At 68.6% G+C, this 15158-nt stretch carries 11 protein-coding genes and 1 pseudogene; 6 read left to right on the top strand and 6 right to left on the bottom strand.

The features are described 5' to 3' along the window. Positions 1 to 53 precede the first annotated feature (53 nt). Positions 54 to 1739 carry a YadA family autotransporter adhesin gene (locus tag ACSQ1L_RS13395; RefSeq protein WP_435995414.1) on the bottom strand — a complete coding sequence of 562 codons (1686 nt, stop codon included), beginning with the start codon at positions 1737 to 1739 and terminating at the stop codon, positions 54 to 56. A 154-nt stretch (positions 1740 to 1893) separates the two neighbouring features. Between ACSQ1L_RS13395 and ACSQ1L_RS13390 the strand changes: the two genes are divergently transcribed. Continuing rightward, complete coding sequence (locus ACSQ1L_RS13390) at positions 1894 to 2775, top strand: hypothetical protein (protein WP_435995412.1); 882 nt, start codon at positions 1894 to 1896, stop codon at positions 2773 to 2775. Between the two features lie 48 nt (positions 2776 to 2823). Here ACSQ1L_RS13390 and ACSQ1L_RS13385 read toward each other — a convergent pair whose 3' ends face one another. The 3 genes from ACSQ1L_RS13385 to ACSQ1L_RS13375 all read right to left on the bottom strand — a co-directional run bounded on the left by ACSQ1L_RS13385 (position 2824) and on the right by ACSQ1L_RS13375 (position 6468). Then, positions 2824 to 3876, bottom strand: a complete 1053-nt coding sequence (locus ACSQ1L_RS13385; protein ID WP_435995410.1) for a YadA-like family protein — start codon at positions 3874 to 3876, stop codon at positions 2824 to 2826. 167 nt (positions 3877 to 4043) lie between these two features. Continuing rightward, positions 4044 to 5402 (bottom strand): MFS transporter, encoded by a 1359-nt coding sequence (locus ACSQ1L_RS13380; RefSeq protein WP_435995408.1) that lies wholly within the window; start codon positions 5400 to 5402, stop codon positions 4044 to 4046. Positions 5403 to 5451: 49 nt separating this feature from the next. After that, on the bottom strand, positions 5452 to 6468 hold the full coding sequence (locus tag ACSQ1L_RS13375; RefSeq protein ID WP_435995406.1) for an SDR family oxidoreductase: 1017 nt from the start codon (positions 6466 to 6468) through the stop codon (positions 5452 to 5454). A gap of 112 nt (positions 6469 to 6580) precedes the next feature. Between ACSQ1L_RS13375 and ACSQ1L_RS13370 the strand changes: the two genes are divergently transcribed. Together ACSQ1L_RS13370 and ACSQ1L_RS13365 are read left to right on the top strand one after the other, a co-directional pair. After that, on the top strand, positions 6581 to 7036 hold the full coding sequence (locus tag ACSQ1L_RS13370; protein ID WP_435995404.1) for a DUF2231 domain-containing protein: 456 nt from the start codon (positions 6581 to 6583) through the stop codon (positions 7034 to 7036). Then, a complete protein-coding gene (locus ACSQ1L_RS13365; RefSeq protein WP_435995402.1) occupies positions 7014 to 9350 on the top strand; it encodes an amylo-alpha-1,6-glucosidase in 2337 nt (778 codons plus the stop codon). The genes ACSQ1L_RS13370 and ACSQ1L_RS13365 overlap by 23 nt, the downstream gene beginning before the upstream one ends. A gap of 12 nt (positions 9351 to 9362) precedes the next feature. Here ACSQ1L_RS13365 and ACSQ1L_RS13360 read toward each other — a convergent pair whose 3' ends face one another. Next, positions 9363 to 11351, bottom strand: a complete 1989-nt coding sequence (locus ACSQ1L_RS13360; protein ID WP_435995400.1) for a terminase large subunit domain-containing protein — start codon at positions 11349 to 11351, stop codon at positions 9363 to 9365. 446 nt (positions 11352 to 11797) lie between these two features. Here ACSQ1L_RS13360 and ACSQ1L_RS13355 point away from each other — a divergent pair, with 446 nt between their 5' ends. The 3 genes from ACSQ1L_RS13355 (at position 11798) to ACSQ1L_RS13345 (ending at position 14501) form a co-directional block, all read left to right on the top strand. Beyond that, positions 11798 to 12163 carry a VOC family protein gene (locus ACSQ1L_RS13355; RefSeq protein WP_435995398.1) on the top strand — a complete coding sequence of 122 codons (366 nt, stop codon included), beginning with the start codon at positions 11798 to 11800 and terminating at the stop codon, positions 12161 to 12163. Between the two features lie 141 nt (positions 12164 to 12304). Further along, positions 12305 to 12820 (top strand): hypothetical protein, encoded by a 516-nt coding sequence (locus ACSQ1L_RS13350; RefSeq protein WP_435995396.1) that lies wholly within the window; start codon positions 12305 to 12307, stop codon positions 12818 to 12820. A 238-nt stretch (positions 12821 to 13058) separates the two neighbouring features. Next, on the top strand, positions 13059 to 14501 hold the full coding sequence (locus tag ACSQ1L_RS13345) for a hypothetical protein (RefSeq protein ID WP_435995394.1): 1443 nt from the start codon (positions 13059 to 13061) through the stop codon (positions 14499 to 14501). 217 nt (positions 14502 to 14718) lie between these two features. Here ACSQ1L_RS13345 and ACSQ1L_RS13340 read toward each other — a convergent pair. Beyond that, positions 14719 to 15158 (bottom strand): annotated as a pseudogene (locus ACSQ1L_RS13340) (hypothetical protein); the annotation flags it as partial.

Genomic DNA, 15158 nt, shown 5'->3' with positions numbered 1-15158 from the left:
CTGGTCGGAGGCGAGGGCCGATCCTGTCCCGCGGACCGGCCCCCGCCGCCGCGTCACCAGGCGAAGCCGAAGCTGCCGCCGCCCATGGCGTCGCCGCCCGAGGTCGCCGAGACGCCGATGTTGAAGGCGGTCCGGGGCGAGATGGTGCGGCTGTAGCCCACCGACAGGGCCCCCTCGCCGCCATAGCCGCCGACGCCGACGACCAGCCTGTTCTGGGCGCCCGTACCCTGACCGGCGGTGTTGCCGGCCATGACCGCGAAGGCCGCGCTCATCGCGCCCAGCCGCCGCATGTCGTCGTCGACGCGGCCGAAGCGGTCGTCGAGGGCTAGGTCGAGGGCGCTGATGCGCGTGTCCGTGTAGCTGTTGGCCGCCGACAGGGCCGCCGCGCCGGTCGCGTCGGCATAAGCGTTGGCCGACGACAGGGTGGAGGCGCTGGCGGCCGCCAGCTGTCCGACGTTGGCCGCATCGGTCGCCCCGACGCCGTCGGCGACGTTGACGATCCGGCGTTCGGCGCCGACCGCGCCGATGGAGACCGTATTGTCCTGGTCGGCGACGGAGGCGTTTCCGAGGGCGACGCTATTGGCGCCCGACGCCACGCTGGCGACCCCGACCGCCGTGGTCCCTTCTCCGTTGGCGACGCTGAAGGTTCCGTAGGCCGACGAGCCTTCACCGGTGGCGTGGCTCTGCACGCCGTAGGCTACGGCGCCCGGGCCGCTTGCGTCGCTGGCGTAGCCGGTCGCGGTGCTGGAGACGCCGGACGCGATGCTGTTGAACCCGATGGCCGTCGAACTGGCGCCCGAGGCGACGCTGGCGACGCCATTGGCGGTGGAGCCGAAGCCGGTCGCCTGGCTGAAATAGCCGGTCGCCGTGCTGGAGACGCCGGAGGCGACGCTGCCGACCCCGCTGGCGGTCGAGTTGTCGCCGGTGGCGGCGCTGCCGACGCCGGTGGCCGTGGCGGCGAAGCCGGTGGCCTGGCTGTAGGCGCCGAGGGCGGTGGTCGAGACGCCCGACGCCGTGCTGCCGACGCCGAAGGCGCCGCTGGAGTCGCCGAACGCTGAGCTGCCCAGCCCGAACGCGCTGGAGGCGGACCCCGAAGCGACGCTGCCCGCGCCCATCGCCGTCGAGTCGCTCCCGGTCGCCTGGGCGCCGTTCCCGATCGCCGTGCTGAGCGTCCCGGTCGCGTCGCTGAACCCGCCTATCGAGATGGACCCCAGTCCCGACGCCTCGGACCCGACGCCGAGGGCGACGCTGGAGTCGCCGGATGCGCTGGTGTTCTGGCCCACGGCGACCGCCCCGCCCCCGGACGCGGAGCTGTCGGCGCCCACGGCGGTCGCGCCGACGCCGCCGGCGAAGCTGATGGCGCCCAGCGCCGTCGAGGAGTTTCCGGCGGCGTTGCTGAGGTAGCCGTCGGCCGTGGCGTTGATGCCGAAGCCGTTGCTGTTGAGGCCGGTGGCGGTCGATTGGAAGCCGCTGGCGTTGCTGTTGGCGCCGGTCGCCGTCGATCCGTCGCCGGTCGCCAGCGCGCCCGAACCCGCGGCCGTGCTGTTCTCGCCCGAGGCCGTCGCGGTGGGTCCGCAAGCCAGCGAATTGACCCCCGTAGCCGTCGCCCCCGCCCCGCCGGGCGGGATCGTCTCGCAGACCACCTGGGCCCGCGCGGACGACGCGCCGACGGTCATCGACAGCATCAACGTTCCCGCGCCCAGGGCGCTCGACACCAGCAGAGATTTCAACAAGGCCATCAGTCTATCCTCGAACAGGCGGGGTGCTCCCGCGATTGGAGGGCAGGCTTTTCGGGATCAGAGCGCCGTGCGGTGAGGTGCATCGGCGGACTCCACGGCGCCGTCCCAAAATGCAACGGGTTGCACGTCATTCCGGAATGGGTCACTTTCGGGCATGAGCGACGCCGCCTTCTCGTCGAAGCTGCAACTGGCCCTGAAGGCGATGTCCGTCAGCAGGGGTCGGCTCGCCGCCGAGATCGGCGTCGACAAGTCGCTGGCCGGGCGTTGGTGTTCGGGCGCGGTCAGGCCCGGCTCTCACAACCTGGAGCGCCTGACGCGGTTCGTGGCCGCCCACCGGCCCGGCTTCACCCTGCTGGACTGGGATCGCGACCTCGAAGACCTGGCCGCCCTGTTCGGCGTGGCCTGGCCGCCCCAGCCCGAGGTCGCGCCGGAAACCTACGGCATTCCCCTGCCCGGGCTCGAGACCGCGCGGCTGATCACGGCGCACCGCGGCGATGTCTATGAGGGCTTCTGGCGCTCGACCCGGCCCGCGGTGGTCGCGCCCGGGCGCTTCTGCCACGACCATGGCCGGTTCCGGCGCGGGCCCAGCGGCCTGCTGGAGTTCGTGCTCGGTAATCCAGACCTCCGCTTCGTCGGCTGGGCCATGCCGTTCGAGGGGCAGTTGTTCGTGATCACCTCCGATCCGACCGGGATCATGCCGAGCTTCGTGATCGTGAACGGCGTGCCGATGCCGAAGGCGACCCTGCTGGACGGCATCATCCTGACCGCCTTCAACGCCCTGCGGGTGCCGGCGGCCTATCCCATCATCCTGGAGCGGATCGGCGATCTGTCGGACGATCCGGAGGCGGACGACGCGAAGCTCGCCCGGCTGATGGCGGACAATGAGCAATTCGCTCCGGAGGGCTCGGTGCCCGCCCACATCGTCGAACACCTTCTGCGCGACATCGGCCCCCTTGCGGCGGCCCAGGGCGGAGACCTGCTCCTGACGGCGTCACGTACATCCCGGCTTTCGTCGCACGCCGCCGGGGATGCCTAGGACGGTCGGGCCGATCCTGTCTCGCGGATCAGCCGTCCCGTCGCCGTGTCACCAGGCGAAGCCGAAGCTGCCGCCGCCCATGGCCGCGCCGTCCGAGGTCGCGGAGACGCCGATGTTGAAGGCGGTCTGGGGCGTGATCGTGCGGCTGTAGCCGACCGACAGGGCCCCCTCGCCGCTGTAGCCGCCGACGCCGACGACCAGTCGGTTGGACGCGCCCGTGCCCTGGCCGGCGGTGTTGCCGGCCATGACCGCGAACGCCGCGCTCATCGCGCCCATGCGCCGCATCTCGTCATCCATACGGCCGAAGCGGTCGTCGAGGGCCAGGCCGAAGGCGCTCAGCCGCGTGTCGGTATAGCCGTTGGCGGCGGACAGGGCCGCCGCGCTGCTGGCGTCCGTATAGGCGTTGGCCGACGACAGGGTCGTGGCGCTGCTGGCGTCGGTATAGGCGTTGGCCGACGACAGGGTGCCGGCGCTCACGGCCGTCAACTGCCCGACGTTGACCGCATCGGTCGCCCCGACGCCGTCGGCGACGTTGACGATCCGGCGTTCGCCGCCGGCCGACCCGATGGAGACCGTATTGTCCTGGTCGGCGAAGGAGGCGGCGCCCAGGGCGACGCTGTTGGCGCCTGAAGCCACGCTGGCCACCCCGATCGCCGTGGCTCCCTCTCCCGTCGCGGAGCTGAGGGTCCCGTAGGCCGCCGACGCTTCGCCGGTGGCCTGGCTCTGCGCGCCGTACGCCGCCGAAACCAGCCCGCTCGCCTCGCTGGCGTAGCCGGTCGCGGTGCTCAAGGCGCCGGACGCGACGCCGCCGGACCCGATGGCCGTCGAACCGTCGCCCGACGCGGTGGCGTCGACGCCGGTGGCGGTGGCGGCGAAACCGGTCGCCTGGCTGAAATAACCGGTCGCCGTGCTGTTCGGACCCGAGGCCGTCGCGGCCGGTCCGCAGGCCAGCGAGTTGGGGCCGGTCGCGCTGGCGCCTCCGCCGCCGGCGGGGATGGTTTCGCAGACCGCCTGGGCCCGCGCGGGCGACGCCCCGGCGACCGCGCCCAGCAACAGCGCCGCGACGCCGACGGCGCCCGACATCGTCAGGATTCTCTTCATGGCTATTGCCCCCTTTTCGCAACCTGCTGGCGATTCCGTGATCAGGTCCAGCCTTGGGGACGGAACGCCATTCAGCTGGGCGATCCTGATCGGCGCCGGCGGCGGCGCGCCTCGCGGCGTCGCACAGGGGGGGCGGACCCGCGGGGCGGGGCGGGCCGGACCAGGAATCAGGCGCCTGAAGAGGGGTTCCGCGCCGCCGCAAGCCGCTTCAGGTCTTCGGCGTCGATGGCCGCCAGCGACGCCCCCTTGCTCTCGCGCATCACCAGCGCCGCCCCCAGGCTGACCGCCCCGGCCACAAAGATGTACCAGGCGATCGGAACCCATGAGTCGTACTGCCTCAGCAGCGCCGTCCCGATCAGCGGCGCCCACGACCCCGCCACGATGGCGGTGACCTGATAGCCGAGCGAGACGCCGGAGTAGCGCATCCGGGTCGGGAACATCTCGGTCATGATGGCCGGCTGGGCGGCGTACATCAGGCCGTGCACCGCGAGGCCGAGCATGATGGCGCCGAGGATCATCGCCGTGCCGCCGGTGTCGAACATCGGGAAGGCCACGAATGGCCAGACCAGCGTCAGGGCCGCTCCGGCCAGGTAGACCGGCCGGCGCCCGACCCGGTCGGCCATCCATCCGACCACGGGAATGACGGCGACGTGCAGCACGTGGGCGAGAAACAGCAGGGCGAGAATGCGGGTGGTGTCCACCGCCCGGTGGTGCAGGTAGGTGATCGAGAAGGTCACGACCATGTAGTAGAGGATGTTCTCGCCGAACCTCAGGGCCATGGCGGTGAACACCCCGCGCGGGTGGCGGCGGAACACCTCGGTCAGGCCGTAGCCGGCCTCGGCCCGCTTCTCGGTCTCCTCGCGCGCCTTCTCGAAGATCGGCGAGTCGGTCACCTGGGTGCGGATGTAGTAGCCGATGGCGATGATCACGACGGACAGCCAGAAGCCGATCCGCCAGCCCCAGGCGACGAAGGCCTCGTCCGACAGGACTCCCGACAGCGCCAGCAGCACCACCGTGGCCAGCAGGTTGCCGACGGGCACCGCCGCCTGCGGGAAGCTGCCCCAGAAGCCGCGGCTCTTGTTCGGGCTGTGCTCGGTGACTAGCAGGATGGCCCCGCCCCACTCGCCGCCCAGGGCGAAGCCCTGAATGAAGCGCAGGGTCACCAGCAGGGCCGGGGCCCAGTAGCCGATCGAGGCGAAGCTGGGCAGGCAGCCCATCAGGAAGGTCGCCGCCCCGATCAGCAGCAGGCTGAACTGCAGCAGCGACTTGCGCCCGATCCGGTCGCCGATGTGGCCGAAGACGATCCCGCCCAGCGGCCGGGCGATGAAGCCGACGGCGTAGGTGGCGAAGGCGGCGATGATGCCGTCCAGCTCGTTGCCGGTGTCGGGGAAGAACAGCTGGCCGAACACCAGGGTCGCGGCGGTGCCGTACAGGAAGAACTCGTACCACTCGACCACCGTGCCGGCCATCGAGGCCCCGACCACCTTGCGCAGGTATGGCAGGTCGGCGGTCTGTTCGTGCTTCATCGGGGGCCCCTCTGTCCGAGCGGAACCTTGGCTCAAGCGGGGCGGAGGCTCAAGGGCGGCGCAGCGCCCGGCCCAGGCCCAGCCCGGCTGCGGCCAGCCCCAGCAGGGCGCCGCCGGCGACCGGCCAGCGGTGCGTCGACGCCCACAGCAACGGCGACCGGGTCCGCGCGCCGGCGTCGAAGCGGCCGTGGGCGCCATGATCCCCGGGCACGGGCTCGAACAGGTTGTCGGGGCGCTCCGGACTGATCGGCGACTGGTCCTGCTGGCCGTCGACGGCGGTGCGGGCAAGGTGGCGGTCGAGCCAGCCGGAGGCCAGCTTGTCGCCGACGATGGCCTCGAAGGCCGGGGCGCCCACGATCACTTCCTTGCGCCGCGTGCGGGCCGCGAAATGGATCGCGCGGGCCGCGACCTCAGGCTGGTATACCGGGCCGACGGGCTTGGGCTCGCCGAGTTGGCGGGCGCGAATCCAGTCGAACTGGGGCGTGTTGACGGCAGGCAGCTGGACCATGACCAGACGCACACGGCTCCGGGCATGCAGCAGTTCGGCGCGGACGGAGTCCTGGAACCCCTGCAGCGCGTGCTTGGCCGCGCAATAGGGCGCCTGCAGGGGAATGCCGCGATAGGCCAGGGCCGAGCCGACCAGCACGATCGCGCCCCGGTCGCGCGGCAGCATTCGCTTCAGCGCCGCCCGGGTCCCGTGGACCTGGCCCATGTAGGTGACGTCGGTGACCCGCCGGTACTCCTCGGGCGTGATCTCCAGGAAGGGCGAGAACAGGCCGGCGAAGGCGTTGTTGACCCAGACGTCGATGGGGCCGAGTTCGGCCTCCACACGCGCGGCGGCGGCCTCGACCTGGGCCTCGTCGGCGACGTCCGTAGGAAGGACGAGGGCGCGGCCGCCCAGGACCTCGACCTCGCGCCGGGCGGCCTCCAGCCCTTCCACGCCGCGCGCCAGCAGGCCGATCGCGGCCCCTTCCCGCGCGAACTCGCGCACGGTGGCGCGGCCGACGCCGGCCGAGGCGCCGGTGACCACCACCACCCGGGGTCTGGCCCGGCCTGTTTTCCGCATCGGGAACCCTCTTCGCGTTCCAGCATCAAACGGACGTCAGGGCCGGCGGTTGCCGTTGGGAACCAAGCGGGGCCTTGCGGTCTATCAGCGCTATCCCAAGGAGGATCCCGAGATGTCAGAGATCAACCCTCACAGCACGGCCAGGGTGGCCGGCCATCCCCTCCATCCGATGATCATCCCGTTCCCGATCGTCTTTCTCGTCACGGCCTTCGTGACGGACCTGGTCTTCCTCAACACCGGACGTCCGGGTTGGGCGACGGCCTCGATCTGGCTGCTCGGGGCGGGCGTGACGATGGCCCTGGTGGCGGCCGTATTCGGTTTCACCGACTTCTTCGGCGACCGCCAGATCCGCGCCCTGCGCACCGCCTGGTGGCACATGGGCGGCAATCTGCTCGCCGTCGTCATCGCCGCCGTGAATTGGTGGCTTCGCTTCAGCGGCGGGGCGCAGGAGGGCGTGGCCGGGACGGGCGTCATCCTGTCCGGTGTGGTGGTCGCGCTGCTGCTGTTCAACGGCTGGATGGGCTGGGAACTGGTTTATCGGCATCATGTCGGCATCGCCAACCGGTGAGCGACCGCCGGTCGGGGGGGCCGTCCGGTCGCTGATCCGCCTGCGCCCCCGCGCCGGGACCACCTACGTCAGCAGTGACCGCACGGTGCTGGCCACCCGGGACGACGGCGTCCTTGTTCCCGAACTGGACCGCGGCCTGTTCGTCGACGAGACCCGGCTGCTGTCGCGCTGGCGCTGGCTGATCGAGGGCGCCCCGCCGCAGTCGGTCTCGGCCTCCAATGTCGCCCAGCACTCGTGGCTCGGCTATTTCATCGCCCCCGCCCCCGGCGGCCATGCCGAACGGGAGCGCGACCCGATCTCGGGCGCGGCCCAGGAGGCGGTCGAGCTGCGCCTGTCCCGCTATGTCGGCGGCGGCATGCACGAGGACGTCGACCTGACCAATTTCGCGCGCTGGCCGATCCGCCTGACCCTCGCGCTCGAGCTTGAATCCGACTTCGCCGACCAGGCCGAGACCGGCGGTGATCGCCGTCAGAAGGGCCGCAAGACCTCGGTCTGGAGCGAGGGCGAGGGCGCTTGGGACCTCACCACCACCTACGAAGCGACGCACCGTTACGACCATCAGGGCGAGACCGGGACCGCCCGCATCCGCCGTGGCCTGACGGTCCGCTTCGCCCACGCGACCACCCCGCCCCGGCGCCGGCGCAACCGGATCTCGTTCGACGTATCGCTCGCCCCCGGCGAGGCCTGGCACTGTTGCGTGGACCTGATCCCCGAGATCGAGTCCCGGCGGCTGGCGCCCCGCTACGGCTGCCGCTCGTTCGAGGCCCCGGACAATCCCTACGAGCGGCGCACGGCGATCTTCCTCGACGAGGCCACGAGGTTCTCGAGCCGCGAGAGCGGCACCCTGGCCCCGGTGGTGATCGGCGCTCTCGAACAGGGCAAGCACGACCTCGCCGCCCTGCGCCTGTTCGACCTCGACGTCGGCGAGCGGGCCTGGACCCCGGCCGCCGGCCTGCCCCTCTATGTCGCCCTGTTCGGCCGCGACACCCTGACCGCCGCCTGGGAGGCCGCGCCCGTCTCCACCGACCTGATGCGCGGGACCCTGCCGGTGCTGGCCGACTGGCAGGGCAAGGAGGTCAACGACTGGCGCGACGAGCAGCCCGGCCGCATGCTGCACGAGGCCCACGACGGCCCCCTCGCGGCGCTGAATTTCAACCCGCAGGGCCGCAGCTACGGGTCGCTGACCACCTCCGGCTTCTATCCGTTCGTGGTCGCCCAGCTGTGGCACTGGACCGCCGACAAGGCGCTGGTCCAGCCCTTCATCGACCCGGCGGTGAAGGCCATCCAGTGGCTCCGGGCGTGCAGCGACCGCGACCACGACGGTTTCTTCGACTACCGCACCCGCTCGGCCATGGGCACCGAGAACCAGGGCTGGAAGGATTCCGGCGACGCCCTTGTGCACGCCGACGGCTCGTCGGCCCGGACGCCGATCGCCACCTGCGAGGAACAGGGCATCGCCTTCGCCGCCATGCTCAACATGGCCGAGGTGCTGCTGTGGTTCGGCCGCCGCGACGAGGCCAAACACCTCTACGACGACGCCGTCGAGCTCAAGAAGCGCTTCAACGCCGCCTTCTGGATGGAGGACGAGGGCACGTTCGCCATGGCGCTGGACCGGGACCGGCGGCAGGTCCGCTCGGTCGGCTCCAACGCCCTGCATTGCGTGGCCACCGGCATCGCCGACAAGGCGCTGGTCCCCCGCACGCTGGACCGCCTGATGGCCCCCGACATGTTCAGCGGCTGGGGCGTGCGGACGCTGTCCTCGGAGCATCCGTCCTACAACCCGTATTCCTACCACCGCGGCACGGTCTGGCCGGTCGAGCACGGGCCGTTCGCGGTCGGCGCCTATCGCTACGGCTGCCACGAGCGGGTCGAGCAGATCTGCCGCGCCCAGTTCGAGACGGCCGCCCTGTTCGACCACTTCCGCCTGCCGGAGTGCATCGCCGGCCATCCGCGCGACGGGGACCACCCCTTCCCGGCGGTCTATCCGGCCGCCAACTCGCCCCAGGCCTGGTCGGCCACCACGGTCTACACCCTGCTCCAGGCCATGCTGGGGCTGCAGCCGTTCGCGCCGACGCGGATGCTGTTCATCGATCCCTTCCTGCCGCCCTGGCTGCCGGAGGTCACCCTGACCGGCCTGCGCGTCGCCGACGCCACGGTCAGCCTGCGCTTCTTCCGCAAGCCGAACGGCCACAGCGACTATGAGGTGCTGGACAAACAGGGCTCGCTGCACGTGATCCGCCAGCCCAGTCCGTGGTCGCTGACGGCGAACTTCGGCGAGCGGGCGAAGGACCTCCTGGCGGGCGCGCTCCACTGACGCGGACGCGCCTCACCCCGCCCGCACCCTCGGTCCCCGCTCCCCGTCCGGCGCGTCGATCAGCAGGTCGGTGATCGCCCACACCAGCGCGTCCGCCCGGTCCAGCGAGCCCGCCGCCTCCATCTCGCCGCCGAAGGCCATCAGCTCCTCCTCCAGCGCGTCGAAGGCCCCCGCGTGGTGGATGCGGCCCTGTTCGTAGAGGGCGGCGACGGGCTCGGCGCGGACGTATTTGCCCCGCGTGGCGTGGACCTCGCGCACCTTCAGCCGGCAGCCGGCGGTCTTCAGCACCGCCTTGACCATGTCGCCGCCCTGGTTGACCTCGGCCACCAGCGCCGTGGCCTTGACCTCTCCGGCCAGCGCCACCGCCCGCCGCGCCCAGGCGTCCGGCCCGAGCCCCGCGATCGAGCGGTCGGCCAGGACCACGACGCAGCCCACCCCGTCGGCGCGCCGGAAGCGGGCCGCCGCGATCAGCCCGCAGGCGGCCCCGCCGGCGGTGGCGGTGGGGTCGATGGCGACGACGATGCGGTCATAGGGGGACGTGGCCGGGTCCGGACGTCCTTGTCCTCCCGGGGGAGAAGGCAGCGGTGGGCTGGAAAACGCCATCCGCGCCCGCGCCATCATCGCCGCCGTCAACAGCGCCCCGTCCAGTTCGACGATCTTGCCCTCCAGCTCCTGCGCCGCCCGCCGGGTCCCGCCGTACAGCGCCTGCAGCCCGTCGAGGAACCCCGGCGACAGGTGCGCCGCATTCGCCGCCGTCGGGGCGTGGGTCAGCGCGCAGGTCGCCTCGTCGCGCAGCCGCACCAGCGCCCGGGTCGGCCTCGGCGTCGTGGTCACCACCAGCCGCGGCCCCTGCCCGTCCGCCCCCGCCAGCCTCAGCCCCATCCGCAGCAGGGCCAGCGTCTCCGCCGCCCCTCGCGGTCCCGAGCCGCGCCAGGCGCAGAACTCGTCGGCCCAGGCGGCGCTGAACTGCGGCCCGCGCAGGCTGTCCGGATCCTCGGCCGAAAAGGCGTAGGCGACGCAGCCGTTGTCGAACATCAGCCGCCGCCGCGAAGCCTGGAATTTCGGCCGCGTGGCCCGCGTCCAGCGCGGCAGCGATCGAACGCCGCTGACGCCCTCGATCATCACCTCGCGCACATCGTGCAGGGTCGGCCCGATCAGGGCCAGCCGCCCGCCGGCCCCCAGCGCCTCCGCCTGGTCGGCCAGCCAGCTGGCCCCCGCCAGCGTCTTCCCCGCCCCGCGCCCGCCCAGGAACAGCCAGGTCGACCACGGCCCGCCGTCGGGCAACGCCCCGGGCGCGATCTGGGAATCGCGCAGGATCAGGGGCGGAGCGGGCGGGTCGTCGTCCGGCGGCCGCGCCTCGGCGCCGGGCGGGCCGATGCGTTCTGGCGGCAGGCCGCAGGCCCGGCGCACGGCGTTGCGGGCGCGCAGATAGCCCAGGCACGCCTCGCGCTCGCCCGCCGCCGCCGCCTGCTCCGCCAGGCTCCAGAGCTCGTCCAGGGTGGCTTGCGGGTCGTCCCGGCTCAGGGTGAAAGCGTGCGTCCCGCGGCTGACGCGGATGCGGTCGTCGGGCAGGCTCTCGAGGCGGACGGGCTTCGGCCCGCTGGGGCGGTAGACGGCGCCGGGGACATCCTTCTTCTGACGGCGGTTGTTGTAGGCGTAGGAGGTCAGGGAGCTGGCGGTGCAGCCCACGTCCGCGGCGACCGAGGCGGCCGGCTCGCCCGCCAGGTAGCGGTCGAGGGCGACGCCCCATTTGCGCGGGGTCATGCTGCCGGCCCTGCTCTGCGGAAAGACGCGGTCCAGCGGCCAGCCGTCCGGCGGAACGCAGCGATGGTCGGGGGCGCCGCTCTGGCGTTTCAGCAGTCCCCGGGCCGAGGCCTGGCGGCAGATGGTGCTGCCATGCACGCCCCATTTCACGGACAGCTGGCGGCGGGTCATGCCGCGCCGCTCGTCGGCGAACAGCGCCCGCCATTCGGTTTCGCTGAGGATGCGCTTCTTCTTCATCTCCCCATTATCCGCCCGCCCCTTCCTATGGCGGGTTCAGGACGCTGAGCGGGACACGAAGTGTCGGGATTTCAGTCGCATGGCGAAAATTATCATGGAGGTTCGCGGCGGACTGTCAGCGCAGCGTCAGGCCCCGCCGCGGGCCGCTGCATGGGGCTGCGGACCTTGGATCAGGCCAGACATCCGGCCCGGGGGCCCAAGGCTTTGGCGGCTACGGGGTCTTCATTGGCTTGGCGGGGCCGGATTTGCGGTCGGGGGCATTGCTGAACTCGCTGGTAGCCGGGGTTGATCCCAACGTCGGCTCCCGACCCGTTGCGGACATTGCCGGGTGCGGAAACATTCGCGAATGAGGATTGTTGAATATCCACGTCGGACGCGCACCGATGCTAAAAGGTCGACGCCACATCGATGACCGAAGTCAAAAACCTCTGCAAGGAGAGTCTGCAATGGCGTCCATCCGATACATTGTGACCGACGTTGATGTCTCGCTCGAATTCTATCGAGATAGACTCGGATTTAAAGTTGACATGCATAATCCGGGTAAGTTCGCGTCACTCATTCGTGATGACCTTACGCTTTACTTAAGTGCTCCGGGTGCGGGAAGTGGAGGCGCCGCTGGTGGTCATCCGGAGCCGGGCGGATGGAATCGGTTCATGCTGGTTACGGATGACATCAACGCTCTCATTGGCCGACTGACCGAGGCTGGAGCTGAATTCAAAGGGGAAATCAGCGAGGCTGGAGCCGGTCGCGCCAGGCTTCTGGAGGATCCCTCGGGAAACCTCATCGAACTGTTTGAATTCAAGAAAAAATGATCTTTGCCGGCGGCGGGGCGGCGGGAACATCCGCCTCCCATCCGTTGCGGACCCTCAGCCGGCCGTCGGTAGTTCAGCGATGAACGCGTCGGAGAAGGCGTGGGGCTCATATTTCGGATGCATTCGCGTCAGGGGGTCACCATGCGCACAGTCAACGTCTTACTGATCGCCCTACTCATGGCTGCCTTGTGGTCAGCCAGCAACCCTGTGAAGGCGCAGGCGATGCGCTCCGGGTCCGAACTGCTGGCTGCGTCTGAGACGAGCTTTTCAGCCATCCCGTTCGGAGCATCGGAGCCAGCCCCCGGCTTGACCCGCACCGCACGCGAAAGCTGCGAAGTCTGGGGGGAGTGCAGCTACTACGATGCTGAGCGTGTCGAGCATTACTTCTGGGACGGCGAACTAGTCGTCAAAAGCGTTCACGTGGCCGACGTCGGTGTTCGGCACATCGATGCACTCGGCATTGGAACCGCGCGTTCGCTGGACGAAGTTGTAGAGCGGGTGAGGACTTTTTTGCCTGAAACCGAGATTGACTGCGAGGGCTTCGCTGACGGCGCCGTCACTTGCGGCGCGACCCTTGGCGAAGGCTGGATTTCGATCAGCTTCGATAACACACGCCGTCTGACGGAAGTTAGAATCGACGCGCGCCACTTCACCTAGACCGAGGCGGCGTTTCGGAATGTCCGCTCACGACCCTTAGGCGACAGTCCGGTCCCGACCCATTGCGGACATCCTCGAACGGGGCATAGTCGGTAGAAACTCGGGACGGCTCACGCGCGTCTCAGATTTCAGGTTGTTCCAGCGTCCGCAAAGTTGGGTTTCGCTCTCCCTCTTAGTGTTGGCAGGATTTGCGCGAGTTGGCTCCCCATATCGCGAAGACTAACCATAAGGATCAGACATGATCATTACCGTGGCTTTTGACGTTAAAAATCACGTCGAAGTGCTGGAGAGCTGGCCGATAATCAAAGGAGACGTGACGTTTTTCCTAGAACGTTCGGAGAATGTTCTAAAGAAAGTCTGTATCGCCTTCAGCAACGTCAGCCTTGAATTTGCGCCAACATTTAGTCCGTCAGAGCCTGACGGAAAGCTTGCAAACATCGAGGTGGGCGGGAGTGGATACTCAGGTTCCGCTAGAAGACTTTTGATGAACTGGCAGACGATTATAAGTGGCTTGCAAGTTATCGAGGTGGATTACGATAGTTATGAACTGAGGTTTAATCCGGAGAGTTTTGCTGAGGAAAGCAAAATTCCCATCAAATCATTCCAACCACATTCCGACAAGTCACTTAACCGAGTGACCGACTTCGAGCAAATTGGCCGGGCATTTTGCGCGGGTATTGTATCTGAAGACAGAATAGAATCCACTTCGCATTACCGTGAAGGACGGCTTGCTTTTGCAGCGGGGCGCTACGTTGATTCATACAACAACATGTTTCTATTCCTTGAATCTCGATTCTGCGATGGAAAGACAAACGCAAATCATCAGGCTGACCTACTATTAAAGCACTCCGCATTTGTGGAGAGCTTAGAAAAAGCGCTCGTCGAACTTCCTGAGATAAATGGTCAAACTTGGTCGGAGAAGTTTGACCTGTTTCAGTCGAGCCCTACTATTAGGGATAAAATCAAGAAGCTGATCCATCTGAGGGGCAATCTTCGACACCACTCCCTAAAAAGTCCACTTCGATGGGACCCCAACGAGCAAGATGAATACCGGGAAGCCGCTATATTCATCGGGGCTATCGTTGGAGATATTGTCATAGCTGAGTCTTTAGCGGAAATTTATAGTCCGGATGCGCTCAAAGAATTTCGATCTATCTCGATAAGCACAGGATTCGAGACTAAGTTGACACTTTCAACGCATCGGCTCGAAAAAGCACCGACCCTTGAACTCGCGATGAGTTATCCAACAACGGTCATATCGAGCAATCTGTGTTTAAACGCCGTTCGAAGTGGTATCGAAGCGTGCGAAAAAGAAGGACAACTAGCTGATACCGTCAGGTTTGGCGCGATCCAAGCGTCCAATAATCTGGAGTTATTCTCGCTGGATTTCGACATTTGGGCCTACACGAGTGCCAGAGCGATTGAGATGGAAGAGGAGATCGGAAATATCCGTTGCAGCTTCGAACACTTGGGCGCCGGTTTTATGCAGAGGCATTCGTTCACTATCCCGGTTCGATCCAAGAGGCTTACGATCAAGCGGGCCTGGCAAGTTTTCAAGGCAAGCGTAGACCATATCGAACGAAAAGACCCGACCACGCGCGTCATGAGCCTGAAGCTCTATCTGAGAGACAGCGAGAAAGTCATCCTGTCCTATCGCGTGGGCGCATCGGTGAAACACTAACTCTGCTCGGACTGCGCTGATCGGACAGTCGCTACCCGCGCTGAGCAGCCACGCCAGTTCCTAGCCCGAGCAGGAAAGCCGCTCCGCGATCTGGGCGATCCGGCTGACGATACCACGCCGAAAGCGGGCTCTCTGAATTGCTGCTTCCCACCCATGGCTGACGTTCGCCGGGTCCGCTTGGGGGGCGGAAGGCCCGGCTGAAGTCGAGGGGCTCCGGTCAGCGCCCCCCGAGCAGCTGTGACCAGCGCCAGGTCCCCGTTCCGAACACCACCCGCTGGCCGCCGGCGAAGCGGATCAGCACCAGCCCGCGCATCGGCTGGCGTCGGCAGGCCTCGGGCGCGAAGGCCACTTCCAGGGCGATGGCCTGGCGGACTCCCGCGAGGCCCTTGCCCGCCTGACCGGGCGTCTGGATCCAGTCGCCGTTCCAGACCAGCAGGGCGCGGCCGGAGCCGGACGTGCGGTGCGCCTCGGCCACGGCGGCGCGGACCTCGGGATCGGCGCGCAGGGCGTCCTGCAGTCGGCCGATCATGTCGCAGCCGGCCCCGGCGCCGTCCGGCCCCGCGCCGACGCCGGCGCCCTGGCCCGTCCCCTGCCCGGCGCCGACGCCCTGACCCGAGCCGGACCCGGCCGTGGCCGCTCCGGCCAGCTGGGCGTCGC

This window comes from Brevundimonas sp. LjRoot202 (genome assembly GCF_964253355.1).
In the GTDB taxonomy this organism is placed as follows: domain Bacteria; phylum Pseudomonadota; class Alphaproteobacteria; order Caulobacterales; family Caulobacteraceae; genus Brevundimonas.
This window is presented reverse-complemented; position numbering and strand designations above follow the sequence as displayed.

Bases quoted from the DNA above. Each gene is read 5' to 3' on its own strand.
- ACSQ1L_RS13395 (WP_435995414.1), bottom strand. From the start codon at position 1,739: ATGGCCTTGTTGAAATCTCTGCTGGTGTCGAGCGCCCTGGGCGCGGGA.
- ACSQ1L_RS13390 (WP_435995412.1), top strand. From the start codon at position 1,894: ATGAGCGACGCCGCCTTCTCGTCGAAGCTGCAACTGGCCCTGAAGGCG.
- ACSQ1L_RS13385 (WP_435995410.1), bottom strand. From the start codon at position 3,876: ATGAAGAGAATCCTGACGATGTCGGGCGCCGTCGGCGTCGCGGCGCTG.
- ACSQ1L_RS13380 (WP_435995408.1), bottom strand. From the start codon at position 5,402: ATGAAGCACGAACAGACCGCCGACCTGCCATACCTGCGCAAGGTGGTC.
- ACSQ1L_RS13375 (WP_435995406.1), bottom strand. From the start codon at position 6,468: ATGCGGAAAACAGGCCGGGCCAGACCCCGGGTGGTGGTGGTCACCGGC.
- ACSQ1L_RS13370 (WP_435995404.1), top strand. From the start codon at position 6,581: ATGTCAGAGATCAACCCTCACAGCACGGCCAGGGTGGCCGGCCATCCC.
- ACSQ1L_RS13365 (WP_435995402.1), top strand. From the start codon at position 7,014: ATGTCGGCATCGCCAACCGGTGAGCGACCGCCGGTCGGGGGGGCCGTC.
- ACSQ1L_RS13360 (WP_435995400.1), bottom strand. From the start codon at position 11,351: ATGAAGAAGAAGCGCATCCTCAGCGAAACCGAATGGCGGGCGCTGTTC.
- ACSQ1L_RS13355 (WP_435995398.1), top strand. From the start codon at position 11,798: ATGGCGTCCATCCGATACATTGTGACCGACGTTGATGTCTCGCTCGAA.
- ACSQ1L_RS13350 (WP_435995396.1), top strand. From the start codon at position 12,305: ATGCGCACAGTCAACGTCTTACTGATCGCCCTACTCATGGCTGCCTTG.
- ACSQ1L_RS13345 (WP_435995394.1), top strand. From the start codon at position 13,059: ATGATCATTACCGTGGCTTTTGACGTTAAAAATCACGTCGAAGTGCTG.